Genomic DNA, 26,372 nt, shown 5'->3' on the forward strand with positions numbered 1-26,372 from the left:
AAAATTTTTCAAATTATCTATTCTCAAGAGGCTGCCAATTTCTGATTTTTGCTCCTTCATAAATTTGTGACGGTCTAAAAATTCTATTTGCTCCAAGTTGTTCTCTCCAGTGAGCCAACCAACCAGCAACCCTGGAAATTGCAAAAACTGGAGTAAACAAATCTCGAGGGATACCAAGCTTTCGATAAACCAGTCCAGAATAAAAGTCAACATTTGGGAATATACCTTTTGGTCCCAGTTTTGAAATAGCCTCCTTTTCAAGTGCTTTGGCGACTTCATACATTTCATCTTTACCAAATTCCGAGAAAAGTTCCTCTGCGAAGGCTTGTAAAATTGTTGCTCGAGGGTCTTTTACACGATATTCCCTATGACCAAAGCCCATAATTTTCCTTTTTTTTTCAATTGCATTATTGAGAAATGATGATGCTTTATCAGGTATTCCAATTTCTTCTAACATTGCTATCACATCTTCATTGGCCCCTCCATGCAGAGGACCGGCCAATGTCCCAACGGCAGAAGCTACGACAGCGTAAGGATCAGTTAGTGTGCTGGCAGTTACTCTTGCGCTAAACGTACTCGCATTGAGACTGTGCTCGGCATGAATAATTAAACATCTATCGAAAACTCTTGCTGCAAGAGGATTTGGTTCTCTCTCGGTGAGCATGTAAAGAAAATTGGATGAATAAGGTAAATCATCCTGAGGCTGAATTGGATCATCTCCCTTTCTTATTTGCTCGAAAGCAGCAACCATAGTAGGAATTTTTGCAATCAACCTCACGACTGCGTCGTAGATATATTTTGGATCATCAATTGCTCTTCGAGAATAAAAGAGACCGAGAGATGCAGCACTTGCTTGCAGAGCATCCATAGGATGCCCTGATTCTGGAAAACACTTGAGCATATCTCTAATTCGAAAGCTTACCCGTCTATGCATTTGGACATCCTCTTCAAATTTATGAAGCTCATCTTCAGTCGGAAGTTCTCCCCATATCAAGAGAAATGCAGTTTCTAGAAAACTACTTTTTTGGGCTAGCTCAGATATTGGATATCCTCTGTAATTCAGCTTTCCTTCTGTCCCATTGATTTCGCATATCCCAGAGTTGGTTACTGGAACTCCTTCCAAGCCTGGCTTTAGAACCAAATTAGTTGTCTTTTGTTCGTTATCTATGGCTTTAGCTCCTCAAAATAATTTTTCTGGTAAACTGGAAAAAATAAACTTCAGTTTGAACTTTATTGTATAGAATTAAGCTATAAGTTGAATATAGCACTTTAAACTTTTATCAACTAATTTTTAAGTCGATTTTAACTTTAATGAAGTCTGGATAATTAATTGCAGGGACAGCAACAGACATATCAATATTCTGAGGAGGAGTTAGTTTGTTCCCTAGCATTGTTTTAAATAAGATGTATGGATAGAAATTAGTTAAAACTTTCTTAGTTTTTTGTTCCCCTAAATGTATCCTAAGGATATCATTAAAATCGCTAATTTTTTCTATTTTTTGATCATTATCTGAGTAATTTTCTAAGTAATTTGTATTATCAAAATTGGAAATGGATGATAAGTTTTGACTCCAAATGTAACTCTCTTCATCTTCTCCAATAATTGCCTCGATATTTTCTTTTAGCTCATATTTTTCACTCTCATCTGTACTAATTTTTGACCAAATCTCTAGTGTCCTGTTTTTAAAATCTATTTTTGACCTTAAAAACTTCTCGTTTTTTAGAATATCTGTTACATTTGTTTTGCTGATATCAGATTTTTTAGTCAAAACGAACCAGTCTTTATCATTTATCCAAATCAAATTTCCTTTAGAGCTTTCAAGAATATTTTTTAAAAGATTAGAATAATTAGAAGTTGTAGATTCTTTAATAATTGACGCTATTAGATTTTGATATGGATGACTAGAATCTTTACTGAAATACTGGTTAGGATTATCAACTATTATTAGATCTTTTGACGATTTAAATTCTTTTTTTATATCAATTAAATTATATTGAATATCTTTAAATGGCATTATAGTTTTAACATCATAAGATATTATTCCTTCTAAATTTATTTTACTCTTATCTAAATTTATAGAAGATATTATATTATTCATCTCATTTGCCTGGAATAAATTTTCTTCTTCACCTATTAGATTTAAAATCTTCTTTGGAGACATTTCTAGTAAAAATATCCCGTCTTTAAGATTATCCTTTAATTGAATATTCTTATACTTATTTTTTGTATTTAATATATTCTTATCTAATTTTTCTATTGACGAATATATGATTTTAGGATTGGTCGCTATTAAAAGATTATCTTTATTATTTGTAAAGTAAATTGATTTATTTGAAGAAAGTTTTTTTGAAATTATTTCTGTTTTTGAAGTGCTTAATTTATTGGTTTTTCCAATACTCTCATCAATATTTTTCGAGCCTAATATAGATTCTAATTCTTCTTCGATATTAATATTTTCTTTTATTGCTAAGACCATAAGCCAATCATTTTCAGCTTGTTTATCTAAACCAAATACAGCAAAGCTCCCATAGTCTCCTACCAATTTTGAGAGGTCTTTTTCAAAATCAAGGCTAATTAACTTGAAAAAAGAATCTCTAATAAAACTTGTTTTTTTATGAACAATACTCTTGCTAACTTTATCTTGATAATTCTCGACATGCTTTGGAAGATTAGCTGGATTGATTTTCCAGTGAAAAACCAGATCAGCATGAGTTGGTATATATTTCGAAGAAACTGGAGCATTAAATTGTTGTTCATTTAACTGTGTTTTCTGATTGAGCTGACTATTTCGCCAAAAAAATGTACCTATGAAAATTGATAAAACTATTATTCCTGATATTAAAAGATGAGATAGACGTAATTTCATTTTTTTATTATTTGAGCCTTTGTATACTTTTTGAACTTTGATAACAGAAAGTTTAATCTTTAATTAGAATCTAAAATATGAAACAGAAGATTCCTTTAAATATATCTCCAAAAGAGTTAAATAAAATCTTAGAAGATGATTCTTCTGAAAAACCATTTATTGTAGATGTGAGGGAGGATAATGAAATAGCTATTGCTTCATTTTCATTTTCAGTATTACATCTTCCTTTGAGTAAGGCTTCAAACTGGTCAGCTGAAATAGGTTCAATGTTACCTAAGGATAGGCCTGTTCTCGTTGTCTGCCATGCAGGTGTGAGAAGTCTAAATTTTGGTATTTGGCTTTTAGAAAATGAGATAACGAGTAGTGTTTGGAATCTTGTTGGGGGAATTGATGCTTGGAGTACTGATGTTGATAAATCTATTCCGAGGTATTAATAGGGTTTTTACTTTATATTTTCGATCCTAGCTTTTCAGCAACTGTATTAACGTCTTTATCTCCTCTCCCAGAGCAGTTAATCACAACTTCAGAATTATGACTGAGAGTTGGGCAAAGTTTTTCAAGATAGGCAAATGCATGAGCGGTCTCTAGTGCAGGAATAATACCTTCCAATTTACTAACTAATTGCAGAGCTTCTATGGCTTCAGTGTCAGAAACAGCTGCATATTCCGCACGTCCAATTTCTTTTAAATAACTATGCTCCGGTCCAACTCCTGGATAATCAAGACCTGCGCTTATAGAATGAGCTTCCTCAACTTGCCCATCTTTGTCTTGGAGTAAGAGACTCATGGCTCCATGAAGCACTCCTATTCTTCCTTCGGTAATTGTCGCTGCATGTCGACCAGTGTCGACTCCATCTCCTGCAGCTTCAACTCCAATCATTCGCACACTTTTGTCTTCAACAAAAGAATGGAAAAGACCCATCGCATTCGATCCGCCACCAACACAAGCTAAAAGAACATCAGGAGACCTCCCAAAAGCTTGTATGCATTGTTGCTTTGTTTCTTCCCCAATAACTGCGTGAAAATCTCTGACCAACATTGGATATGGATGTGGGCCCGCAACGGAACCGAGAATATAGTGAGTATTTTCAACATTAGTAACCCAATCTCGAATAGCTTCGCTGGTTGCATCTTTTAATGTTGCAGTTCCAGTTGTTACTGGCTTCACTGAAGCTCCAAGCAATTGCATTCGGAAAACGTTTAAGGCTTGTCTTCTCATATCTTCTTTGCCCATATAGATAATGCATTCCAATCCAAAACGAGCGCAGACTGTCGCAGTTGCAACTCCATGCTGACCAGCTCCAGTTTCAGCAATAATTCTTTTTTTTCCCATCCGTATCGCAAGAAGAGCTTGCCCAAGTGCATTATTTATTTTGTGAGCACCTGTGTGATTTAAATCTTCTCTCTTAAGCCAAATTCGTGGTCCTTTAAAGGTATTTTTTCTGTAATGTTCAGTTAATCTTGTAGCTTCATAAAGAGGAGTGGATCTTCCTACGTAAGTTTTGAGTAAATGATTCAATTCTGAATTGAATGAAGAATCCTTCCATGCTTCTTTAGCAGCTTGCTCTAATTCAATAAGGGCAGGTATTAAAGTTTCAGGAACATATTGTCCCCCGTACTTACCAAATCGACCAAAAGCATTTGGCCTTGTTAATGGAGATAAATCCGAATCTTTAAATTGAGTTGGGAGTGTACCTGTCACCTTAAATTAAGAAATAGTTACCAGCCAAAAAGTAAGAAAATGTCCAAAGGTGGCTGGCGTGAATTTAATGACCCTCTTAAGACAATAGGGAATGACACTCAAAATAGTGTTACTCCTAAAGGAAAGCGACAAGTTCGTCTAGAAAGAACTCGATATGGAAAGAAGGGAAAACTTGTGACTGTCATTAAAGGACTGGAATTAAATCCAGTAGAGGCAAAAGAAATTCTTAAGAATTTGAAAATAGCTTGCGGAACAGGAGGAGCTTTGAAAGGTGATTTTTTAGAGTTACAAGGAGATCAAATTTCAAAAGCTCAAGATTTTCTTTTTAAGGAGGGTTTTAGACCAAAACAGAGTGGAGGCTGACAATAAACTGTGTCGATCAACATGGAGAATAGTAAACAATTAGTCTGAATTCATGGAACAAAACTCTCAAAGACCTCTATCAAAGGCCACCAATATAGTTTGGCACCAATCTTCAGTTGATAGAGATGCAATATCTCAGCAAAGAGGGCATCGCAGTGCAATACTTTGGTTTACGGGTCTATCTGGTTCTGGGAAAAGCACACTAGCTAATGCAGTAAATGTAGCTCTACATAAAAATTGTTATTCAACTTATGTTTTAGATGGAGACAACATTAGACATGGTTTATGCAAAGATCTAGGATTTTCTGATTTTGATAGAGAAGAAAATATTAGAAGAATTGGCGAAGTCTCTAAACTTTTTCTTGATGCTGGGATAATTGTATTAACAGCATTTGTATCACCATTTAGAGTTGATCGAAATAATGCAAGATCATTAGTTGGAAAAGATGATTTTATAGAAATATATTGTTCAGCTGATTTAGGGGTTTGTGAAACAAGAGATACAAAAGGACTTTATGCCAAGGCAAGAAATGGAGAAATTAAGGATTTTACTGGAATATCAAGTCCTTATGAAGAGCCTCAGTCTCCAGAATTGAAAATTGATACTGGAAATCTAGAGATTGATAAATGTGTAGATATAGTTACTAATTTTCTTGTTGATAAAAAGATTATTTCAAAAATCTCTTAGTGAATTAGTAATTCATTTCAAGTTCATTTCATTTTTTCTAGATACATTCCAGCTCCAATTTCTTTAAGTCTTTGATCTTTTTTTACTACAAGATCATGAAGCTCAGATCTGTAGGTTTTTAATTTGTTTTTTAATTCAGTATTGTAAATTGCCAAAATTTGAGTAGCTAAAAGGCCAGCATTTAGGCCACCTTCAATGGCAACTGTTGCCACTGGGATGCCTGAGGGCATTTGCAAGATTGAATACATAGAATCTACTCCCGAAAGCGCCTTGCTTTTGACTGGAACCCCTATTACTGGAAGGGTCGTAAGAGATGCGATCATTCCAGGTAGATGAGCAGCCCCTCCAGCCCCCGCAATTATGACTCTAAAACCATTTGATTCTGCCATCTGAGCAAAATCCATCATTTCTTTAGGAGTTCTATGAGCGGATAAGATCCTTACTTCATTAGTTATCCCAAATTTATCTAGGATTGTAATGGCAGGTTCAAGAGTTTTAAGATCTGAATCACTACCCATCACTACTGCTACTTCCTTCAATGTATGAGCTTCGGTTAAAGACAATTGTCAATTTTTATAAATCTCATTCTTAATAATGCCAATTATTTAGAAATCCTGCATTTCCTAACAGTGGAAAATAGTTTACACAGACTTCCAAATGAGACATTGCAGAATTCACTTTGCATTCACCAGATAGATGGAAGAAAATAGTTAATAGGGTTATGATTATTCTTCTGCCTGATGGCAACACTTGTTCTAAGTATGGTATTGAGTCAAAACATAATGACTGCAATAATTTTTACTGGAAAAATATTCAGTCTTTACTTCGATGGAGAATGAATTCTTGTAATCATCAGTTGTCTTGGCAGTTGGCTGCGTAAGATTGGTAAGAGGTAATTATCTGATTAAATGACAACGCAAATTGAGAACAATGAAAAAGCCGAAGTCACTGAATATTTTAATGGGACAGGATTTGATAGATGGAATCGAATATATAGCGAAAGTGATGATGTAAATAAAGTGCAAAAAAATATAAGGATAGGTCACCAAAAAACAGTTGATGATGTCATTAATTGGTTGAAAGAGTACAACAATATAAAGGATAAAAGTTTCTGTGATGCTGGCTGCGGTGTTGGTAGCTTAAGTATCCCATTGGCAAAATTGGGTGCTAAATCAATTCATTTAAGTGATATTTCTGAAGCAATGATAACTGAGACGAAAAACAGGGCAAAGGAGGCAGGCTTGGACTTCAATAAGCTGAATTTTCGAACATCTGATTTAGAGAATTTAAAAGGTTCCTTTAATACAGTTATTTGCTTAGATGTTTTCATTCATTACCCTCAACAGGAGGCTGAGACGATGGTGAAACATCTCTGTCAATTATCTGATGAGAGATTAATTGTTAGCTTTGCTCCTTACACCCCTTTACTAGCGCTTTTGAAAGGTATTGGTCAGCTATTCCCTGGACCAAGTAAAACCACTAGGGCCTACACATTAAGGGAGTCAGGAATTATTGAAGCTGCAAAGCAATCTGGCTTTAAAGTGGTCAAAAGCAAGTTGAATCAAGCTCCTTTTTATTTCTCAAAATTGATAGAATTTGTGAAATCCTAGTGAAAAAAAGCCTTTATTTTTCATAACACATTTAGGTAACTAAATGATTTTCAAGTGCATATCTAACTAGTTCTGTTCTACTAGAAGTGCCGGTTTTAATAAATAATCGACTCACATATTTCTCTACATTGCGGATAGAAGTCTCAAGTTGTCTTGCAATTTCTTTGTTCATTAAACCTTCCGCAACTAGTTGCAAAACGCTTGCTTCTCTTGGGGTGAAATTAGGAATCGAATCATCTTTGCGTAGGTTGTTTTTATCCCCCTGGCTAAGCATGGATTTTATTTCTGTAATTTGTTTTGCCATTTGGCCAACATCAGCATTCGCAAATCTGGCTGCTTCAGTTAGTAATCGCTCTTGCCGCTGAACTACATTCTTAACTCTTGCAACTAGTTCATCTGGATCAAATGGTTTTGGCATGTAGTCGTCTACACCTGCTTGATACCCCTGAGTCCTATCAGCTGTCATACCTTTAGCAGTTAGGAAAATGACAGGTGTACCTCCAAGTCTTTCATCCTCTCTAATTTTTTTTAAAAGCCCATAACCATCGCATCTAGGCATCATGACGTCACTGATAATCACATCAGGAATCATTTTTTGAGCTTTTTCCCATCCCTCTTCTCCATCTACAGCGGTTGTAACTTGAAATCCTTCATCTTCAAGATAAGCCTGAACAGCAGTTCTTAACCCAGGCTCGTCGTCGACAAGTAATATCCTTGGAGTTTGAGAAACTTCTTGTGTTGATGGATTGGGATCACTCATAAAAATTGGACTTCTAGAGCTCTTAAAAGGATATTAACCTTTATTCCTCTCTTGTTATTTAGCTTAACGAATGAATCAATGGATAATAATCACCTGAATTTTGATTTTCAGTCTTCAACACCATGTTGTACGAAGGTTGTTGAGGAGATGGCTCCTTATTGGAATGAGTTGTGGGGTAATCCCTCTAATACTAATAATCGATCAGGTCTTTCTGCTTCAGCTGCAGTAGAAGTATCTCGTGAAACAATAGCTTCCTATTTGAACATCAATCCTAAAAGATTAATTTTTACGAGTGGGGCAACAGAAGCAAATAATTTGGGTTTAGTTGGACATGCAAGAGCTAAAGCACAACTGATTGGAAAACCTGGACACATAATAACTGTTTCAACTGAACATCATGCAGTCCTTGACCCGCTTAGGCAGCTTCAAAAAGAAGGGTTTCGTTTGTCAGAATTACAACCTAATAAAGAGGGTTTAATCAATATTGAACAACTTTCTGAAGCTGTTGAAAAAGATACTTTTCTGGTTAGTGTCATGGCTGCAAATAATGAGATAGGGGTTTTGCAACCTATTGCTGAAATTGGATCTTTTTGTAAGAGAAAGGGAATCGCTTTTCATACTGATGCCGCTCAAGCCCTGGGTTATTTAGATTTAGACCCCGATAAATTTCGAATTGATTTGATGAGTTTGAGTGCTCACAAAATTTATGGACCTAAAGGTATTGGGGCTTTGGTGATTAAGGAAGGATTCCCTCTTGAACCATCTCAATATGGAGGAGGACAGGAGCTTGGATTAAGATCTGGTACGCTTCCTGTCCCTTTAATTGTTGGCTTTGCAAAGGCAGTCGAAATAACAAAAAATGATCAGGATGGGAGGAATAAGAGACTTTTGTTTTTTAGAAACTTATTGTTGAGTGGATTAAAAAAGAATATTTCTGGATTGATAGTTAATGGATCTATTGATCAAAGATTGCCTCATAATCTCAATATCACTTTCCCTGGTGTGAAGGGAAGTCAATTGCATGGTCAATTAAGAAGGTTTATTTTTTGTACTAGTGGTTCAGCTTGCAGTAATGGTAATGCTTCTCATGTTCTAAAGGAGATAGGGCTTTGTAAAAATGATGCTGAAGCATCAATAAGGATGAGTATTGGGAGAAAAACTACTGAGAAAGATATCAATAAGGCGATTGAAATTATAACAAATATAGTGATTAATCTGAGGCAATAGGTTAAGTCTATTTTAAAAATTTCTTTGCAGAAATTCTTAACTTTGCACTTTTACTTCTTGGATTTAATTCTATCTCTTCAAGGCATGCTCTCATAGGCTTTTTAGATAGTATTTTTAATCTATTGTCAGTTTTAAAACTCGATTTTACTCTTCTATCTTCTAGTGAATGAAAACTCATCACCATAAATAATCCATTCTCTAGCAACCAGTTTGGAGCTTTTAAAAGTAAACTATCGAGAGAGACTAATTCATTGTTTACAGCTATTCTTAAAGCCTGGAAAGTTCTAGTTGAGGGATGAATTCGACCATACCTTTGTTTTGGTGGAAAGCATCCTGCAATTGCATAAGAAAGGTCTTGAGTTCCAGAGTATGGCCCATTTTCTGCTAGATCATTTTTTATTTTTCTTGCAATACGTCTGGAGCGTTTTTCTTCTCCTAATTCATATATTAAATCAGCTAGATCTTGCTCAGAGAGAGTTTCAATAAGTTCGGCTGCACTTGAACCCTCTTCTGGGTTCATACGCATATCTATTGGACCATTTAGACGAAAGCTAAAACCCCGTGAAGGCTCATCAAGTTGATGACTACTGACTCCAAGATCCGCTAGGACGCAAATGGCTTGTTCGTGATGTGAAAAATCTGCGAAGTTTGTAGAAATTATTTCTATTCTTCTTCCGAATTTAATTAATTTTTTTGATGCTGCTTTTATGGCCATTGGGTCTTGATCAAGTCCAATGATTTTGATTCCCGGGAAATTTTCGAGTATTTGCGCTGAATGTCCCCCGCCTCCAATGGTGGCATCAATAATTAATCCTTGTTTTGTTAATTCACTTGGTAATTCCTTAAGTGATTGAATTATTTCTTTCCCCATTACGGGGACATGTTTAAAGTTAGAACTTGAACTAATTGGCCCTTCTTTCATAAGTTTTTACTAGTATTTAGACATTGCTTTGGTTTGGCCCAATGACGCAGCTTGAAACGCGTACGGAGCCGATGGTGGTCAACTTTGGGCCACATCATCCATCAATGCATGGTGTATTGCGATTAGTAGTAACCCTTGATGGAGAGGATGTTGTTGATTGTGAACCAGTTATTGGTTACTTGCATCGAGGGATGGAGAAAATTGCTGAGAATAGAACAAACGTTATGTTTGTTCCTTACGTTAGTCGCATGGATTATGCGGCTGGTATGTTTTATGAAGCCATTGTTGTTAATGCCCCTGAGCGTTTAGCAAATATAAAGGTACCCAAGAGAGCAAGTTATATCAGAGCGATAATGCTTGAGTTGAATAGAATAGCTAATCATTTGCTATGGTTAGGTCCATTTTTGGCTGATGTCGGAGCTCAAACTCCTTTCTTTTATATTTTTAGAGAAAGAGAGATGATTTACGATTTATGGGAGGCTGCAACTGGTCAGAGATTGATTAACAATAATTATTTTCGCATTGGTGGCGTTGCATGTGATTTACCTTGGGGTTGGTTAGAAAAATGCAAAGATTTTTGTGACTGGTTTGGTCCAAAAATTGATGAGTATGAAAAATTGATTACTAATAATCCTATTTTTCGTAGACGTATAGAAGGTTTAGGAGTTATTGGAAAAGAGCAAGCGATTAACTGGAGTCTTTCTGGCCCAATGCTTCGTGCAGCAGGTGTTCCGTGGGATTTGAGGAAGGTAGATCATTATGAATGCTATGACGATTTTGAATGGGATATTGCATGGGAGAAAGAGGGTGATTGTTATGCTAGATATAGAGTACGCATTGAAGAAATGAGACAGTCATTAAAGATATTACGACAAGCTTGTGAGATGATTCCTGGGGGGCCAACAGAAAATCTTGAGGCACAAAGAACAGTTGATGGGAAAAAAGGTGATTTGTCCGGTTTTGATTATCAATATGTTGCTAAGAAAGTTGCACCTACTTTTAAAATTCCTAATGGTGAATTATATACACGCCTTGAGTCTGGGAAAGGAGAGATAGGAGTATTTATTCAAGGTAATAATGATGTGACTCCTTGGCGGTTTAAAATCAGAGCAGCTGATTCAAATAATTTGCAGATACTTCCTCACATACTCAAGGGCGCCAAAGTCGCTGACATAATGGCTATCTTAGGCTCAATTGATGTGATTATGGGTTCTGTTGATAGGTAAGTCTTTTGAAGAAGCGCGATAGGAGAGATTGGTTGTTTTTGCAACGAACCGTTCGTTTTGGTGAGACAGATGCAGCAGGTGTAGTTCATTTTCTTCAATTATTCAAATGGTGCCATGAAGCTTGGGAAGAAAGTTTGGAAAGATATGGAATAGCTTTAAAAGACATTTTTCCTACAACCCAAATTAATCCAAGCAAGCAAAATCTCTCTCTGCCTGTCGTACATTGTGAAGCAAATTATTCCAAACCACTTTATGTTGGAGATTCTATTAATGTTGAATTATATCCAGAAAAGGTAAATGATTCATCATTTATACTTCGATTTAAATTTAAAAAGAATGGTGAGCAGATAGGTACTACAAATATCAGACATGTATCGATAAATCCGATTACAAGAGAAAAATGTTCATTATCTAAGCAAATAGATTTATGGCTAAATGAATCTTGTTTCGATTTTTAGTTAATAGGTGTATTTAAGGCTACCCAATCTTGCCATTTGTTTAGGTCCCATTTTTTATTTATATTTCTTGAAAGCTTTGGGCAATCGTACCAGCTCAGTGGCTTTTTTGATGGTTGCCAGTCGTTAATTAGACGAGTTAGAAGAGATATGATTTGAGGTTTATTAATTTCTTTTTCTTTAAATCGAGCTAAGGCAACTAAACGTTGTCCCCATTTTTTATCACTCACGCCTAGTACAAAAATGTCTTTAATTGGGAGCTGATTTTTTGTGACTATTTTGATTAATTTCATTTCGATATCTTCTGGGAAAATTGTTTCACCACCCGAATTAATGGCTGAATCTCTTCTCCCTAGGATTTGAAGTGATTTTTTGTTATTGAGTGTAATAAATTGCCCTAAATCGCCTGCTTCCCACCATCCTTTTGAGTCTGTAATTGATTCGAATTTGTCATCCTTCCATTTTGAAGTTGCAATTCTACTAGTTTTAATTTTCAATAAATTTTTTTTGTTGATTTCTATCTCAACATCTTCGAGTGGAAAACCAACACTATTACTTCCTTTTAAAAAATCTTTTGGACTAAGGCAAGTCACCATTGCGACTGTCTCGGTAGCCCCGTAACAAGGAGCTAAATTAATAGAATTCTTTCTCGCTTTGTCAGCAAGTTCGATGGGAATCAAAGCTCCTCCAACCCAAATGATGGCAAAAGATTGAAGCCATTTTAAACCATCAGGATTGTCAATTAGAGATAATAATTGAGTTGGTACTAGGGATGTAATTAATGGACGTCTATATTTATTAGTTAATTTTTCACTAAACCGTTTAAGTTGAAGTGGTTTATGCATCATAGAATGTGAAATCCAATGATACTCTGATTGCCAAGTGTGATGCCTCCACCAAGGCATGAAACCACTTATATGGTGTAAAGGTAGTGAATTTAGAATTATGCACTCTTTTGGCAGTAGTCCATGATTCTTCAACCACTTTCCGGTTGCTAAAGCCGAATTAGTTAGATTTTTAATTGATTGGAAACAAAGATTTGGTCCGCCAATACTTCCCCCGCTTGAGATGATAATGCCTTCTCCCTCAGGTAAAGTTGCAGATGTGGAAATTTTCGTTTGATCTTTTGGAGGTGCCAGGTATACCCAGTTATGCTCTTCAAAATTCTTCAAAATTTCTTTTGAACATTTCAGGGGTTTTTCGGGGTCACATTTTACAATTGAAAGTTTGGTCATGCGGCTTCCCAGACTGATTTTGGATTGTTGTTAAAGAGTGGCCCTCTCGGGCACCATCCTGGTGCAAGTCCAGGTGCGCATGGATTTTCTCCTTCGACTTGCTTGGCAGCGAGGTGATGAATCCACTTGCTCCCAATACCAGTTTCAAAAGCTGTGCTTATTACTGTTTGATTATCTTCTTTCCCTATCTCTTTTAAAAGCAATCGAGGATCACCCTCTAAAGCAGGGCGTCGTATTTGCCAACTTTTCCATATTTTCCGTAAATGTGGAAATTCAACCAAAGATTCGTCTAGTGCGATTGGTATTTGATCAGCCAATGAAAATAATCCTTCAATATCTTTTGATGGAAGTGGCTGCTCAATCCATTCCAAGCGATGTTCGTTTTTGAGTTCTATACTCCATTCTTGTGCTTTTTGACGGCTCCATCCCCCATTTGGATCAATCCTAAGTTTGAAATTTTTTGGGAGAATATTTAATATTTTTTGTAATATTTTTTCCTCATCAAAATTATTTTCTTTGTTAGATACTTTCCATTTTATTGTATGTGAACTTTTCACTTTATTCGATCTATCTAAATAATTTACTATTGAATCTAAAGGATCAATATCTGTAGGTAAAAGATAACATGATTTTGTGATATCAAACTCTTTAAAACTTTGCTTTTTTGTATTTAGAGTTTCTAAATCAGCTAAGGATGCTCCTAAACCGAAAGCAAGTGATCCTGGTAATTCACATAAATAATTTTCTATTGAATCTTTGGTAGTATTTTTCCCAATAAAAGCGAGTTTTTCGATACATGTTCTTAACTCACTTTCTTCGATAGGTGAAACTTCACCCCATCCGCAATTACCATCTGAGTCTTTTATTTGCAACAATAAACCCTTCTTTTGATGAATTATTCCTTGTGAGGTAGTTAACTTTCTTGTTAGTTGAAATGAAAATGGCTTAATATTAATTATTAATTTCATGATTTAATAAAATTAATAATTTATTTTAAAAATAAATACGACATAGCAAAACCTAAACTTAAGCATAACCCATTGATTGTCTGAAAGCGAAGAGCTAAAAATTTACTGTTTTTAATTAGCTCTGGCTTATTGTGATGTCTTTTAATTAATTTAATTAGATCTAATCCTGAAGGAAGGCTTATTAAACATATAAGAGTTGTTAGGGGCCATATCCCATTTAGTACTGGTAATAACTCTAAAAGAAATATTAGACCAACTAACCACGGTAAAAAATTTGCTGCTCGACTAGTTCCTAAAACAACTAGGGGTGATTTTTTACCAACAGCAGCATCTTGATTGATTTGATGAAAATGCGAACAGAATAGAACCAAAGTGGTCGCCATCGCCGGGCCTGCCCCAACCATTAGTGCAGTACCCCAGGGGATGGTTTCAAAATTGGATTTAGGAGAAATAACAATTAGTGCTGCAGCTGTCGCTAGTGGGCCAAATGCAATCCAGCAGAGGGGTTCCCCTAACCCCTTATACCCCAGTCTAAAAGGAGGTCCTTGATACAAATATCCAAGTAAACAGCAAATTAAGACCAAAAAAAGTACTGTTATTTTACTTTTTAAAGCGAGGATCAATATTATAAATAAACCCAATAAAAGAGAAAAATATGCAACTCGACTTACAGTGGTTTTATTACCAGTTAAAGCTACTACCGAGTGGAATTTGTATTTGTCAACACCAGTTTCATCGTCAAAAAGATCATTGGTAAGGTTTTCCCAAAGCAAAATCAAGATTGAGGCTATTAGGAAGCCGATGAATTGTCCTAGACGAATATTGCCGCTAATTCCTAGCTCCCATCCTGCAGACAAAATTACTGGCATTATTGCGACTGAATACAATGGCCACTTAATTGCAGCTTGCCAAAGATGTTTCCTTTCAGTTGTAGAAGACTTCACTGATAAAATAACCTGCTCTGTTTGTTTCTTGGTTCTTTCCTTAAGATTAGGCAGCAGTTCATGTATTGGTTTATTTATGTTTAAAGGGTCTAATTGGTTATGAATTTGGAACCTGTCTTTAGTGAGCTTTTAGTTAGTTCTCTTCAGAAATGGAGTTCAAGAAAAGTTGATGAATGTATCTTGAGTATTTGTGCTCCCGTAAGTCAAGCAGATCCTTTAACAACATTACCTTTAATTGCTGAGAAACATCAGTTTAGATTCCTTTGGGATCTCTCTCCAGGGTTGTGCATTTCTGCTGGAGGACATTGTCAATCATTGGATTTATCTGGGCCAAAGAGGTTTGAAAATGCAAAAAGGTTTAGTGATGAGATTTTTACTCGATTGATAGATCCTTGTCCAAGCCCAGTATTCTCAGCATCAAGGATTCTATTTTCATTTTCTTTCTTTGATCAAATTAAGAGTAATGAAAAGTCAATAGATGATAAATTTTCTTTGCAGGCTGTTCTGCCTAAGTGGCAATTAACTGCAAGAGAAGGATCGACATGGTTACGTTTAAACTCAGTTGCTCAGAATCCGACAGATGTTCGTGAAGCGACAGAAAGATTATGGGCAATTCGAGAAAAGATCAATAAATCACCAGTCATAATTGACCATGATTTAAAAGAAAATTTTTTTGTCGAAGATCTTTCTAATGATTGGAAATCTCAATATCGAGATGCATTAAGCAAGGGTATTGAATTAATAAATGTAGGTGATTTGGATAAACTTGTATTGGCTACAAGACAACTTCTTTTCCTGAAAAAACCATTGGATCCACTGAAGTTACTTGCTCGGCTAAGATTTCAACAATCTAATAGTTGTCGATTCCTGTGGCAAAAAAATAATGATGAGTCATTTTTTGGTGCATCACCAGAGAGACTTATAAGTCTCAATAAAAATCAGTTGCTAATTGATGCTTTAGCCGGTACTGCAAAGAAAGGTGATGATGGGAAGAAATTGCTTGCTTCCTCTAAAGATTTAAGAGAACACCATTTTGTAGTTAAATCTATTATCGAGCAACTTTTAAGAAAAGGGATTAAAGCAAGTCATCCATCTCAACCAAAATTAATTACTCAAGGACATCTAATCCATTTGCATACTTTGATTGAAGCTTTTGTTAAAGAGAAATCTCCTCTTGAGTTGGTTGAAGCGCTTCATCCAACACCTGCAGTTGCAGGATTGCCTCTGACTAAATCTTTGAGTTGGTTGGCAGCTTTAGAATCATTTGATCGTCAAACATATGCTTCTCCAATAGGATGGATAGATCAAAATCAAAATTCAGAATTTAGGGTAGCTATTCGTTATGGACATGTTAGAGGCAATGAACTTAAATTATTTGCTGGGGCTGGCTTAGTGAAAGGCTCAACTGTTGAGGAGGAAATGCAAGAGGTAGCTTTGAAATTTGAAGTTTTAAGAAATCAATTAAACTTAGATAAGGTTAATTGTTCAAATGAACTTTAAGGGAATCGATCACTTGATCTCCTAAGGGAACATTCATTAGGTTTTCTACTTCTCTAATACCAGTTGGACTCGTTACATTTATCTCACTTAACATTCCCCCAATAACATCTATTCCAACAAAAAAGAGCCCTTCTTTCTGTAATGCAGGTTTTATTTTATCACATATCTCTATTTCTTTAGGAGTTAATTTAGTTATCTCAGCTTCCCCACCTAAAGCAAGGTTGCTTCTGAAGTCTCCTTTTTTTGGGCGTCTATTAATTGCACCTAATGGTTCTCCATTAACCAAAAGGATTCTTTTATCGCCATTTATTACTTCTGGTAGAAATTGTTGCATCATCACTGGCAAATGTTCTTGTGAAGTAACCAGTTCTAGTAATGCTTCTAAGCCTGGTGCATCCTTTGCAATTCGTATGACTCCTTGCCCACCTTTCCCTCCAAGTGGCTTTAAAACAACTTCTCCATACTCTTTTGCAAATGTGATTAATTGTTCCACCCTACTTGCGACAAGAGTGGGAGCCATTAATTCACTAAATCGTAATGCTCCTAACTTTTCATTCCAAGCTCTAAGTGAAGCAGGCTTGTTAATTACATTGACACCATCTCTTTCGGCAACCTCTAGTAAATGAGTTGCGTATAAAAAAGCCTCGTCAACAGGTGGATCTTTGCGCATCCAAATGCAGGAGAAATCTCTTAAAGGAAGGCTTTGAGATGACTGGACATTGATCCATGGTTCACAATTAACTTTATTAGAAACGACCCATGCATCATCTCCCCGGGCTTGAAGGTCAGAGGGAGTACAGATCCAAACATCTATGTTAGCTCTAGATGCAGCTTGCATAAGTGCTGCTGATGAATCCTTTTTGGGATTAATATTTTCAATTGGATCAAGAACAAATAGTTGCTTCATGAATCAATTATTAGTTTCAATAATTTCATTTAATTTATTAGTTCTCTCAAGTTCGTAGAGCTCGTCGCAACCTCCAATACTTTTTCCATTAATAAAAATTTGAGGAACAGTTCTGAGTCCTCCTGCTCTTTCTGACATTTTTATTCTTGCTTCATTGTCTCCATCAATAGAATATTCAGTGAATTGGATCCCTTTTTCATTGAGTAGCGCCTTTGCACGCAGGCAAAAGGGGCAAAATTTCCAAGTGTATATTTCCACTGAAGAGATGCCTGAATCGTGAATTGATCTGTTCATTTATAGTTTTTGGGTGGATATGCTGATAGCTTTTAATGTATTAATTCTATTACCTCGTTTGCAAGACCTGACTGATTTTAAAAGAGACCTTTCTTTGTTGACTGCTCGCCTGGGTAAAGCCCAGGATTGTCTTTGACGAGCCTGCATTGTTAGCAAGGAAAAAGGATTTAGAACAAGTTGCATCACAACCTGAGTTTTGGAGTGATTCCCAAAACGCCCAAAAACAGATGCGTCAACTTGATGACGTTAAAGCAGAGTTGGAAAAATTAACCATATGGAGGAGCGCCATTGAAGACGCCAATCTCTCGTTAGAGCTTTATGAGTTAGATCCTGATGAAGAAATTCTCTCGGAAGCTCACAATGGGCTTAGGAAATTAAAACTAGAACTTGAACGTTGGGAAATGGAGCGCCTTTTAAGCGGTACTTACGATAAGGAGGGTGCTGTTCTTTCAATTAATGCTGGAGCGGGTGGAACTGACGCTCAAGACTGGGCTCAAATGCTTTTAAGGATGTATACCCGTTGGGCTGAAAATAATGGGATGAAAGTAATTATTAATGAACTTTCGGAGGGAGAAGAAGCGGGAATAAAAAGTGTCACTATCGAAATAGAAGGTTTGTACGCATATGGCTTTTTACAAAATGAAAAAGGAACACATCGTTTAGTCAGAATCTCCCCTTTTAATGCAAATGGAAAGCGACAAACCAGTTTTGCCGGAGTTGAAGTTATGCCTAAAATTAATGAGGAGGTTGAACTTGAGATTCCTGAAAAAGATTTAGAAATTACTACAAGTCGCTCAGGTGGAGCAGGCGGACAAAATGTAAATAAAGTTGAGACTGCAGTTCGTATTCTTCATGTGCCTACAGGTATTGCAGTTAGATGTACACAAGAAAGATCTCAACTTCAAAATAAAGACAAAGCAATGGCATTATTAAAATCAAAATTAATGGTGATAGCAGTCGAACAAAGAGCTGCAGAGATTGCTGATATTCGCGGGGATATTGTTGAAGCTGCTTGGGGAAATCAAATTAGAAATTATGTTTTTCACCCTTACCAGATGGTAAAAGATTTACGTACTGAACAAGAGACAACAGATATAGGTTCAGTTATGAATGGGGAAATAGATATTTTTATTCAGTCTCTTTTAAGGCAAAATATTGAAGAATCATAAATTTATTGGATATGAATAATAAAAATATTTCTGACGACGATGTCAAGAAAAATACACCTCCTCCAAGTTTTGTGAAACTTGCGATGAAAAATATGGTTCGTAAAGGTAGTCAAAGTCTTTATCATTTTGGCTTAACTGCTTTTGGTTTTCTGGGATTTATTCTTTTGGTTGCATTTCTTGGAAAACCTCACATACCGCAATAACTTTATGGAGAATTATTTGTCTAGTTCAAAAAAATTGGATTTAGAACTTTCTTTTAACCCTTTCCCGGTTCAAGATTTAGGTACCTCTGTAAACAATGAGACTTTAGAGCTTTTGAAGAATCCAAGTAAGTGGATTGAAGAGATAAGTAGATGGATTAGATTTATACAAGTCAATGAAGAACTTAAGTGTCCTGAAATAGTTCGAAATGCGTCTCAATTTAGCTTGGGGTTGGAATTAACGAATGATGAACAAATTCTTGATCTAAATTATACTTGGCTAGGTAAATCAAAAAGTACAGATGTGCTTTCATTTCCCATAATTGATGAGACATCTTTTTGTGTGAGTAATGAATATGTCGAATTGGGTGACATAGTTATCTCTGTTCCGACAGCAATCAGACAAGCCAAAGAAAATAGTGCTGATTTATTTAGAGAACTTCGATGGCTTTCCACTCATGGCCTTTTACACCTTTTGGGTTGGGATCATAGTGACGAAGAGAGCCTTAATAAAATGCTTTTCATTCAAGAGCAACTTATAGATTTAAATTGTTAATGAAAAACAAATCTACTGTAGCTAGAGCAACTAGCTATAATTCTTGAAAAGCAAGAATGACGAGTGATAAGGATGCCTCCTAAGATGCCTAGTGAAACTGAGAGAGAAGTTTGGGACAGGTTTAAAACTCTTCAAAAACCTAATAAAAGATCTTCATGGAAGATTGCTAAAGATCTTCCAACCAGCTTTTTATATGCAGCTAAAGGCATAGGATATGCTTTTTCGACTCAGAGGAATTTTCGAATTCATGTTGGTTTTGCAATTGGTGCGTTTGTTTTAGGTCTCTTACTAGGTCTTAATAAAAGTAATTTGGCAATAATGGCCCTCACAGCCTCTAGTGTGTTAGTAGTTGAATTGCTTAATACAGCGATTGAATCAGTTGTTGACTTGGCTATTGGAAAACAATTTCATCCACTCGCCCAAATCGCTAAAGATTGTTCTGCTGGAGCAGTTTTAATAGCTTCATTCAGTTCAGTACTGGTTGCTATTTTATTATTATTGCCTCCAGTACTTAAACAGTTTGGAGTTTAATGGTTTTAAAATTATGTTTTTGGTAATCGACAATTATGACAGTTTCACTTATAACCTTGTTCAATATTTGGGCGAATTAGCTTCTCAGCATTCAATCGCATCAGAAGTAAGAGTCGAACGTAATGATGCTCTTACAATCAGTGAGATTAAAGATTTAAATCCTGATGCAATTTTGTTATCTCCTGGTCCAGGAGACCCTAATCAATCTGGAATTTGTCTAGATATTTTATCTGATTTATCAATTGAAATACCAACCCTTGGCGTTTGTCTTGGTCATCAAGCTATTACGCAAGCTTTTGGTGGGAAAATAATTAGAGCTAAGCAATTAATGCATGGTAAAACATCTAATATTTTGCATAAAGGTACTGGAATATTTAAAGATTTGCCTAATCCCCTAGTAGCAACTAGATACCACAGCTTGATTGCAGAAAGACAGAGCCTCCCAGAGTGCTTAGAGGTTATAGCCTGGCTAGAAGATGAAACGATTATGGGAATAGCTCATAAGGATTACCCTCACATATACGGGGTACAGTTCCATCCTGAGAGTGTATTGACAGAAGCTGGGCATAAGTTACTTTCTAATTTCTTGGATGTAGCAGAAAATATATAGATTATCTAATTATCTATAGACGTTATAAATAAATTTATACCTCATCGACAACCTTGAAAGCTGACCAGAATCTTTTCATCTGCTCAATTGTTCCAATGCTAACTCTGATAGAGCCCTCTAAATTTTTTTTCTTATCCATATTTCTAATTAGTATTCCAGATGACTTTAGCTGTTGTTCAACGTGTCTTGGGTTTGATTTTGGCCAAAGTAGAAAATAGTTCCCTCCATCAATATGATGCTTTACTTGATACTTTTCAAATGTATTTTTTATCCAATTACGAGCCTCCAGTACTTTATTTACATAAGAATCAATATAGGGTTGATCTTTAAGTGCTGCAAAAGCTGCGATCACAGCAAAGCTATTGACGTCATAAGGACCAGTGACTCTATTAATTATGTTAATTACTTTAGAGTTACCAATAGCAAATCCAATTCTTAAACTTGCTAAACCAGCAGTTTTAGAAAGCGATCTTAGTGCAACAAGATTAGGTGTTTTTTTGAAATTTACAAATGGCAGAACACTATCACCTGTAAATGCCTCGTAAAGTTCATCGACAACAACTAGTGTTTTAGATGAAAGCTTTGTGATCTCTATAATTTTTTCTGGACTAAGTCTTGTTCCGGTGGGATTGTTTGGATTGCATATGAGTAAAATCTTAGGATTATTTTGGGTAATGAGTTCGCAAATGCGATCAAATGGGTATTGAAAATCCTGACCCTGATAAGGTATTGAGATAATTTTCATTCCTCGCATTTGTGCGCATGGAGCATAATATCCAAAAGTAGGCGATGTTGTTAACATTAGATCATTTAAGTCGCCATAGGCATGAAAAATAGCATTTATTGCTGCATCTACTCCATTAAAAATACCAATTTCAGATGAGTTTATATTCACCCTTGCATTTTGCTTGATAAGAGTTTCCACCACCTTTTCTTGAAGGCCTGAGTATTCAGGATAAATAGATATTTCATCTCTACTTATTTCTCTAAGAGATTTAATTACTAGTGGACTTGGTCCAATAGTGTTTTCATTAAAGTCTAGTCTTAGTAAATTTCTTCGACCTTCCAGTGGTGCTGAATAAGGCTTTAAATCCTCTACATTTTTCCTGGGATTTGGTAGATCTATGAATGAATCTTCTGTCTTTTTCATTACATTCTTTCCAGCGTGGGTATCCCCAACAAACTCATACCCAGTTTAAGTGTATCTGCAGTGATAGAACATAAAGCAAGTCTGCTCGTCTTTGAGGGTTCACTTGCTTTTAAAATAGGAACTTGATCATAGAACCTATTAAAGATTTGACTTAATTCGAATAAATATCCGCATAAGCGATTTGGAAGAAGCTCTTTTTCGACTTCAGCAATCACACAATCAAGTTGTAAAAGCTTACGAACTAATGTCCATTCTTGTTGTTCTTTGAATTGAATATCCTGACTTAATACGTTTAAATCCCCACCTTTACGAGAAATACCAGCTATTCGAACTAATGCATAAAGTAAATAAGGAGCTGTATTCCCTTGCAAAGAGAGCATCTTATCAAAACTAAATTGATAATTAGAGACTCTATTTTGACTTAGATCCGCATATTTGATGGCTGCAATCCCAACAGTTGTCGAAACTTTATCTATAAAACTTTCATTCTCATATCTACTTTCAGTATTGAGACGATCTATAAGATCGTCTTTTGCTCGTTGAATTGCTTCATCCAGAAGATCTACTAATTTAACTGTCTCTCCGGAACGAGTCTTTAATTTTTTACCATCTTCTCCTTGAACAAGACCAAAGGGGACATGCTCAATTTGACAATCTTTAGGAATCCAATTTGCAAGTTTTGCAATTTGAAAAACACCAGAAAAATGTGATGCTTGCCCAGCATCGGTTACATAAATCAAGCGGAATGCTCCATCTCCATCTGGGGGATTTGTCAATCTGTATTTAATCGCTGCTAAATCAGTAGTTGCATAATTAAAACCTCCGTCACTTTTTTGAATAATTATTGGTTGGGGCTTGCCGTCTTTACCTACTATGCCATCAAGGAAAATACATTGAGCTCCTTGATCATTTATTAGCAAATTTTTATTTTTTAAATCATCAATTATATCTACTAAAAATTTGTTATAAAAGGATTCACCTCTTTCAGTCAGTTTGATATCAAGCCGATCGTAGATCTTTTGAAACTCTTTTCTTGATTGATTACATAGCAATTGCCATGCAATTAGACTTTCTTGATTACCTGCTTGTAAATCAACAACTTCACCTCTAGATTTATTCTGAAAAATTTGATCTTCATCAAATCTTTTTTTTGCTTGACGATAAAAATTTACAAGGTCACTTATTTCCACGACATCTTTTGTATGGAGTGCCTCTGGGCTTACCTCTTTTAAATGAGTGATGAGCATGCCAAATTGTGTACCCCAATCGCCCACATGATTGATTCGTAAGACTTCATAACCGCAGAATTCAAGAACCCGTGCGAGAGAATCACCAATAATTGTTGATCGTAAATGACCAACATGCATTTCTTTAGCAATATTTGGACTGGAAAAATCAATAATAACTCGATTGTTATTTGTTCCTTCTTCTGCTTTTTCATTGCTGAATTCTTTTTGAGGCACTCCTAATCTTTGATCGTTTAGACGAAGATGGATCTCGGAAATAAGTGTTTTTGCGTTAATAGATAGATTTATAAATCCTGGACCTGCGATCTGTGGTGGGTTGCATAATTCCAAGAAACCTTTATCTTTTTGAAGCTGATCAGTGATTTGTTGTGCGATATGACGAGGAGGCTTTTTTAGTTCTTTTGAAAGTGCTAAAGCACAATTTATTTGAAAATCTCCGAACTCTGGCTTAGATGCGGGGACCAAGCTAGAACTTGTGAGTATTGAGGAGGTTTTTGAGGTTCGGTCCTCTTTTGGGAATACCTTAATGAAAGCTCTATTTATTGCTTCTTCTAATTTGGCGGATATTGCAAGCATGATGTTTGTGGTTAGGTGGAGCTGTTAAGATTTCTTGGCTTTTTCAAATTGTCAGAAAATAGTTTATTCATTGTTTTAGTCAAAGCGCATACTGAAATCTATCCATTTGCTTTTGGTGATTGGCGCGCTAGTTGATATTAGATCGATACCTGTAAAAACATAGTCTGATAAATTTTTTGGATTAATTCCAGAAACTTCAATAACAATATTATGTGAGACGTGCTTGGAATAAGTTTTCTTTGAAAGTTGACGTAATTCTGGAACTAATTTCTCAATAGTTTGAATAGACATTTCATCAAGTAAGACTCCATCAGCACCAGCCTCTACCGCTTCTTTCGCTTGGGCGGGAGTTTCTGCCTCCACTATTATTTTTTTTGTCCATGGAATAGTCTTTTTTAAGATTGTGATACTCTCACTAATCCCTTGAGACCATTCAATATGGTTTTCTTTCAACATTGCAGCATCATCTAATCCAAGTCTATGGTTTATTCCGCCACCACAATGAAAAGCATATTTTTCGAAGATTCTCAGCCCTGGAGTAGTTTTCCGGGTGTCTGCCAATCTCACATTAGATCCTGAGAGTTTACTTACCAGTAAAGCTGTCGATGTAGCAATACCTGAAAGATGCATGGCTACATTTAGAGTTATTCGCTCTCCTGCTACTAATGATGAAGAAGACCCTCTTAACTCTATGAGCCTTTGATCCTTATTAAATTGTTCACCATCTTTGATGAGTAGTTGAATATCAACTTGGGGATCAATTTTTTTAAATATTAGTTTGACAAGATCTCCACCACAAAAAGTTCCTGCTTCTTTTGCTACCCAATGAGCTGATGCACTTCTGTTTTTGAGGACAAATCTTGTGAGATCTCCATCACCGAGATCTTCCTCAATCCAGGTATCTAATATTTTATTTAGCTTTGGTGAGCGAAGATCCACAATACAACAAATACATTTATTACTATACCAATGCTAAAACCATTTATAGAAATATCTTTTCCTATTTTTTAATTTCATCTATTTATTTTTATCTATATTACTTCCAAGCTAAAGAAGTTTTGTAATAATTTTTCTTGGAGATATGTTAGATATGCTTTAATTAATTTAGTTTAGAATATTTTTAGAAAGTGGACGTTGTTCATAGTGTGAACATTATGGTGGCTCTATTGATTGGAGGGGTTTGCTATTACTTATATTATATTTTTACAATCGACAATACCTAGTAGATACAAATTGCTTGATTACTTCCCAATACAGAATTTTGAAAATATATTATCAAGTAAACTCTCTGTTAAATCATCGCCTGTTAATTCACCTAAATAATTAATAGCTTCTCTTAAATCAATCGTCCAGAAATCCCATGGGAGCTTTTCATCAAAAACCTTATCAATATTTTTTAGTGATTCCATCGTTGACTTTGCCAGATCAAGTTGTCTTTCATTTAGAGCAATGTTTAAACCATGCGTTAGAGACGAACCACACATTTTTAGTAGATAATTAATTAAATCGTCTTCCCCATTGCCCGTTTTTGCACTTATGATCACTAAATTCTCTTTTCCTGATAGATATTTGGGAATTTTTTCAAAAGGATTATTCTTCTTTAAATCAGATTTATTTCCAGCAATTAAGAGTGGAATATTTGTAGGTAATTGTTTTAGTATTATTTCATCCTCATTAGTCCATCCATTTGAATAATCATAGATCAATATTATTAGATCAGCTTGAACCAAAGTCTTTTTAGTTCTTGAAATACCAATTCTCTCTATGGTATTTTCAGTTTCTCTTAGACCTGCTGTATCAATAAAAGTTACTGGTATTCCCTCCAATACTATTTCACTTTCCAAAAGATCTCTTGTCGTTCCAGGTAGGTCAGTAACAATGGCTTTTTCTTGCTTAGAAAGCCTATTCATTAAGGAGCTTTTCCCTACATTAGGCTTCCCAGTTAATGCAATTTTTAAACCAGTGCGAACCCAGCATCCTCTTATAGCATTATCAATTAGTTCGTTGAGATCTTTTCTAATTGCAAAAATTTCATTTTTTACATTTTCTTCATCTAACTTTGGAAGATCCTCTTCAAAATCTATTCTTGCTTCAATTTCAGTTAGTTGCTCTATCAGTCTTTTCCTGATTGATTGGATCGTAGTTTGAATATTTCCTTCAATTCCATTAATCGCGAGTTCTGCAGCCTTTCGGCTTCTTGCTGACACTAATTCGCTAATTGATTCTGCTTGAGTAAGGCTTATACGACCATTTAGTACTGCTCTTTGGCTAAACTCACCTGGCTCTGCTCTTCGAACGTTTTTATTGTCAAGTACTCTTTCCAGGATCCTCTGGACTGAAATGATTCCACCATGGCAATGGATTTCTACTACATCTTCACCTGTAAAGCTTCGTGGCCCTTTCATTATTAATACGAGTACTTCATCGATATATATTTTTTGATTTAATTCGGTTACATGTCCGTAAAGCACTTGGTGAGTTCTCCAATCATGCTTTCCAGGAATATGAACAATAGTCTTAGTTATCTCAATTGCTGTGGGGCCAGAGATCCTAATGACAGCGATGCTTCCCTGGCCGGGAGAAACGGCAGTCGCAATTGCAGCAATTGTCTCTTCAGTAGGGGAAAACGAATTCATGAAGCAATAATCATGCAATCTTCACTAAAA

At 35.7% G+C, this 26,372-nt stretch carries 29 protein-coding genes; 14 read left to right on the forward strand and 15 right to left on the reverse strand.

Going from position 1 to position 26,372, the window contains the following annotated elements; translation table 11 throughout:
• Window positions 1-13: 13 nt before the first annotated feature.
• Together AC6EIW_RS08950 and AC6EIW_RS08955 are read right to left on the reverse strand one after the other, a co-directional pair.
• On the reverse strand, window positions 14-1,141 hold the full coding sequence (locus AC6EIW_RS08950; protein WP_498520305.1) for a citrate synthase: 1,128 nt from the start codon (window positions 1,139-1,141) through the stop codon (window positions 14-16).
• A gap of 139 nt (window positions 1,142-1,280) precedes the next feature.
• On the reverse strand, window positions 1,281-2,867 hold the full coding sequence (locus tag AC6EIW_RS08955; RefSeq protein WP_498520306.1) for a DUF3352 domain-containing protein: 1,587 nt from the start codon (window positions 2,865-2,867) through the stop codon (window positions 1,281-1,283).
• 77 nt (window positions 2,868-2,944) lie between these two features.
• On the opposite strand from AC6EIW_RS08955, the gene AC6EIW_RS08960 reads away from it, so the two are divergent.
• Window positions 2,945-3,301 carry a rhodanese-like domain-containing protein gene (locus tag AC6EIW_RS08960; RefSeq protein ID WP_498520307.1) on the forward strand — a complete coding sequence of 119 codons (357 nt, stop codon included), beginning with the start codon at window positions 2,945-2,947 and terminating at the stop codon, window positions 3,299-3,301.
• A 13-nt stretch (window positions 3,302-3,314) separates the two neighbouring features.
• Here the strand turns inward: AC6EIW_RS08960 and trpB are convergent, their stop codons facing one another.
• Window positions 3,315-4,568, reverse strand: a complete 1,254-nt coding sequence (gene trpB / locus AC6EIW_RS08965) for a tryptophan synthase subunit beta (RefSeq protein ID WP_498520308.1) — start codon at window positions 4,566-4,568, stop codon at window positions 3,315-3,317.
• A gap of 39 nt (window positions 4,569-4,607) precedes the next feature.
• Here trpB and AC6EIW_RS08970 point away from each other — a divergent pair, with 39 nt between their 5' ends.
• Both AC6EIW_RS08970 and cysC read left to right on the forward strand, forming a co-directional pair.
• Window positions 4,608-4,931 (forward strand): translation initiation factor, encoded by a 324-nt coding sequence (locus AC6EIW_RS08970; RefSeq protein ID WP_498520309.1) that lies wholly within the window; start codon window positions 4,608-4,610, stop codon window positions 4,929-4,931.
• Window positions 4,932-4,983: 52 nt separating this feature from the next.
• Window positions 4,984-5,619, forward strand: coding sequence for an adenylyl-sulfate kinase (gene cysC / locus AC6EIW_RS08975; protein WP_498520310.1), 636 nt, complete (start codon window positions 4,984-4,986; stop codon window positions 5,617-5,619).
• 23 nt (window positions 5,620-5,642) lie between these two features.
• Here cysC and purE read toward each other — a convergent pair whose 3' ends face one another.
• On the reverse strand, window positions 5,643-6,182 hold the full coding sequence (purE, locus tag AC6EIW_RS08980; protein WP_498520311.1) for a 5-(carboxyamino)imidazole ribonucleotide mutase: 540 nt from the start codon (window positions 6,180-6,182) through the stop codon (window positions 5,643-5,645).
• A 116-nt stretch (window positions 6,183-6,298) separates the two neighbouring features.
• On the opposite strand from purE, the gene AC6EIW_RS08985 reads away from it, so the two are divergent.
• Window positions 6,299-6,499, forward strand: coding sequence for a hypothetical protein (locus AC6EIW_RS08985; protein WP_498520312.1), 201 nt, complete (start codon window positions 6,299-6,301; stop codon window positions 6,497-6,499).
• 28 nt (window positions 6,500-6,527) lie between these two features.
• Window positions 6,528-7,229, forward strand: coding sequence for a magnesium protoporphyrin IX methyltransferase (gene bchM, locus AC6EIW_RS08990; RefSeq protein WP_498520313.1), 702 nt, complete (start codon window positions 6,528-6,530; stop codon window positions 7,227-7,229).
• Between the two features lie 31 nt (window positions 7,230-7,260).
• Here bchM and AC6EIW_RS08995 read toward each other — a convergent pair whose 3' ends face one another.
• On the reverse strand, window positions 7,261-7,989 hold the full coding sequence (locus AC6EIW_RS08995) for a response regulator transcription factor (RefSeq protein ID WP_498520314.1): 729 nt from the start codon (window positions 7,987-7,989) through the stop codon (window positions 7,261-7,263).
• A 78-nt stretch (window positions 7,990-8,067) separates the two neighbouring features.
• Here AC6EIW_RS08995 and AC6EIW_RS09000 point away from each other — a divergent pair, with 78 nt between their 5' ends.
• Window positions 8,068-9,216 carry a cysteine desulfurase family protein gene (locus AC6EIW_RS09000; protein WP_498520315.1) on the forward strand — a complete coding sequence of 383 codons (1,149 nt, stop codon included), beginning with the start codon at window positions 8,068-8,070 and terminating at the stop codon, window positions 9,214-9,216.
• Window positions 9,217-9,223: 7 nt separating this feature from the next.
• Here AC6EIW_RS09000 and rsmH read toward each other — a convergent pair whose 3' ends face one another.
• Complete coding sequence (rsmH, locus tag AC6EIW_RS09005; RefSeq protein ID WP_498520316.1) at window positions 9,224-10,138, reverse strand: 16S rRNA (cytosine(1402)-N(4))-methyltransferase RsmH; 915 nt, start codon at window positions 10,136-10,138, stop codon at window positions 9,224-9,226.
• Between the two features lie 41 nt (window positions 10,139-10,179).
• On the opposite strand from rsmH, the gene AC6EIW_RS09010 reads away from it, so the two are divergent.
• Both AC6EIW_RS09010 and AC6EIW_RS09015 read left to right on the forward strand, forming a co-directional pair.
• Window positions 10,180-11,364, forward strand: coding sequence for an NAD(P)H-quinone oxidoreductase subunit H (locus AC6EIW_RS09010; RefSeq protein ID WP_498520317.1), 1,185 nt, complete (start codon window positions 10,180-10,182; stop codon window positions 11,362-11,364).
• A gap of 5 nt (window positions 11,365-11,369) precedes the next feature.
• A complete protein-coding gene (locus AC6EIW_RS09015; RefSeq protein ID WP_498520318.1) occupies window positions 11,370-11,822 on the forward strand; it encodes an acyl-CoA thioesterase in 453 nt (150 codons plus the stop codon).
• On the opposite strand, the gene AC6EIW_RS09020 is transcribed toward AC6EIW_RS09015, so the two are convergent.
• The 3 genes from AC6EIW_RS09020 to menA are packed head-to-tail and all read right to left on the reverse strand — an operon-like array spanning window position 11,819 to window position 14,966.
• On the reverse strand, window positions 11,819-13,054 hold the full coding sequence (locus AC6EIW_RS09020; RefSeq protein WP_498520319.1) for an AMP-binding protein: 1,236 nt from the start codon (window positions 13,052-13,054) through the stop codon (window positions 11,819-11,821). The two genes, AC6EIW_RS09015 and AC6EIW_RS09020, sit on opposite strands and share 4 nt — an antisense overlap.
• A complete protein-coding gene (gene menC / locus AC6EIW_RS09025; protein ID WP_498520320.1) occupies window positions 13,051-14,022 on the reverse strand; it encodes an o-succinylbenzoate synthase in 972 nt (323 codons plus the stop codon). Before menC ends, AC6EIW_RS09020 begins: the two co-directional genes overlap by 4 nt.
• A 20-nt stretch (window positions 14,023-14,042) precedes the next feature.
• Complete coding sequence (gene menA / locus AC6EIW_RS09030) at window positions 14,043-14,966, reverse strand: 2-carboxy-1,4-naphthoquinone phytyltransferase (RefSeq protein ID WP_498520321.1); 924 nt, start codon at window positions 14,964-14,966, stop codon at window positions 14,043-14,045.
• A 99-nt stretch (window positions 14,967-15,065) separates the two neighbouring features.
• Here menA and AC6EIW_RS09035 point away from each other — a divergent pair, with 99 nt between their 5' ends.
• Window positions 15,066-16,466: an isochorismate synthase gene (locus tag AC6EIW_RS09035; protein WP_498520322.1), complete on the forward strand. Its 1,401-nt coding sequence runs from the start codon at window positions 15,066-15,068 to the stop codon at window positions 16,464-16,466.
• Here AC6EIW_RS09035 and gshB read toward each other — a convergent pair.
• A complete protein-coding gene (gshB, locus tag AC6EIW_RS09040; protein ID WP_498520323.1) occupies window positions 16,444-17,373 on the reverse strand; it encodes a glutathione synthase in 930 nt (309 codons plus the stop codon). The two genes, AC6EIW_RS09035 and gshB, sit on opposite strands and share 23 nt — an antisense overlap.
• Before the next feature lie 3 nt (window positions 17,374-17,376).
• Window positions 17,377-17,640, reverse strand: coding sequence for a glutaredoxin 3 (gene grxC / locus AC6EIW_RS09045; protein ID WP_498521639.1), 264 nt, complete (start codon window positions 17,638-17,640; stop codon window positions 17,377-17,379).
• An 85-nt stretch (window positions 17,641-17,725) separates the two neighbouring features.
• Here grxC and prfB point away from each other — a divergent pair.
• The 5 genes from prfB (at window position 17,726) to AC6EIW_RS09070 (ending at window position 20,733) form a co-directional block, all read left to right on the forward strand.
• Window positions 17,726-18,836 (forward strand): peptide chain release factor 2 gene (gene prfB, locus AC6EIW_RS09050; protein ID WP_498521640.1). Its coding sequence is split into 2 segments (ribosomal slippage): window positions 17,726-17,800 and window positions 17,802-18,836, totalling 1,110 coding nucleotides; the frame shifts between segments, so codons are not numbered across the junction.
• A gap of 11 nt (window positions 18,837-18,847) precedes the next feature.
• Entirely contained in the window at window positions 18,848-19,039 is a 192-nt protein-coding gene (locus AC6EIW_RS09055) for a DUF3285 domain-containing protein (protein WP_498520324.1), read from the forward strand.
• A gap of 16 nt (window positions 19,040-19,055) precedes the next feature.
• On the forward strand, window positions 19,056-19,592 hold the full coding sequence (gene ybeY / locus AC6EIW_RS09060; protein WP_498520325.1) for an rRNA maturation RNase YbeY: 537 nt from the start codon (window positions 19,056-19,058) through the stop codon (window positions 19,590-19,592).
• Between the two features lie 84 nt (window positions 19,593-19,676).
• On the forward strand, window positions 19,677-20,123 hold the full coding sequence (locus AC6EIW_RS09065; RefSeq protein ID WP_498520326.1) for a diacylglycerol kinase family protein: 447 nt from the start codon (window positions 19,677-19,679) through the stop codon (window positions 20,121-20,123).
• 13 nt (window positions 20,124-20,136) lie between these two features.
• Window positions 20,137-20,733 (forward strand): anthranilate synthase component II, encoded by a 597-nt coding sequence (locus AC6EIW_RS09070; RefSeq protein ID WP_498520327.1) that lies wholly within the window; start codon window positions 20,137-20,139, stop codon window positions 20,731-20,733.
• Window positions 20,734-20,767: 34 nt separating this feature from the next.
• Here the strand turns inward: AC6EIW_RS09070 and AC6EIW_RS09075 are convergent, their stop codons facing one another.
• From AC6EIW_RS09075 to mnmE, 4 genes are all read right to left on the reverse strand, one after another.
• Window positions 20,768-21,883, reverse strand: a complete 1,116-nt coding sequence (locus tag AC6EIW_RS09075; protein WP_498520328.1) for a pyridoxal phosphate-dependent aminotransferase — start codon at window positions 21,881-21,883, stop codon at window positions 20,768-20,770.
• Complete coding sequence (gene argS, locus AC6EIW_RS09080; protein ID WP_498520329.1) at window positions 21,883-23,706, reverse strand: arginine--tRNA ligase; 1,824 nt, start codon at window positions 23,704-23,706, stop codon at window positions 21,883-21,885. The genes AC6EIW_RS09075 and argS overlap by 1 nt, the downstream gene beginning before the upstream one ends.
• 75 nt (window positions 23,707-23,781) lie before the next feature.
• Window positions 23,782-24,645, reverse strand: a complete 864-nt coding sequence (gene nadC, locus AC6EIW_RS09085) for a carboxylating nicotinate-nucleotide diphosphorylase (protein ID WP_498520330.1) — start codon at window positions 24,643-24,645, stop codon at window positions 23,782-23,784.
• 302 nt (window positions 24,646-24,947) lie between these two features.
• Entirely contained in the window at window positions 24,948-26,342 is a 1,395-nt protein-coding gene (gene mnmE, locus AC6EIW_RS09090) for a tRNA uridine-5-carboxymethylaminomethyl(34) synthesis GTPase MnmE (protein WP_498520331.1), read from the reverse strand.
• Window positions 26,343-26,372: the final 30 nt, after the last annotated feature.

The sequence above is a fragment of the Prochlorococcus sp. MIT2308 genome (genome assembly GCF_059772345.1).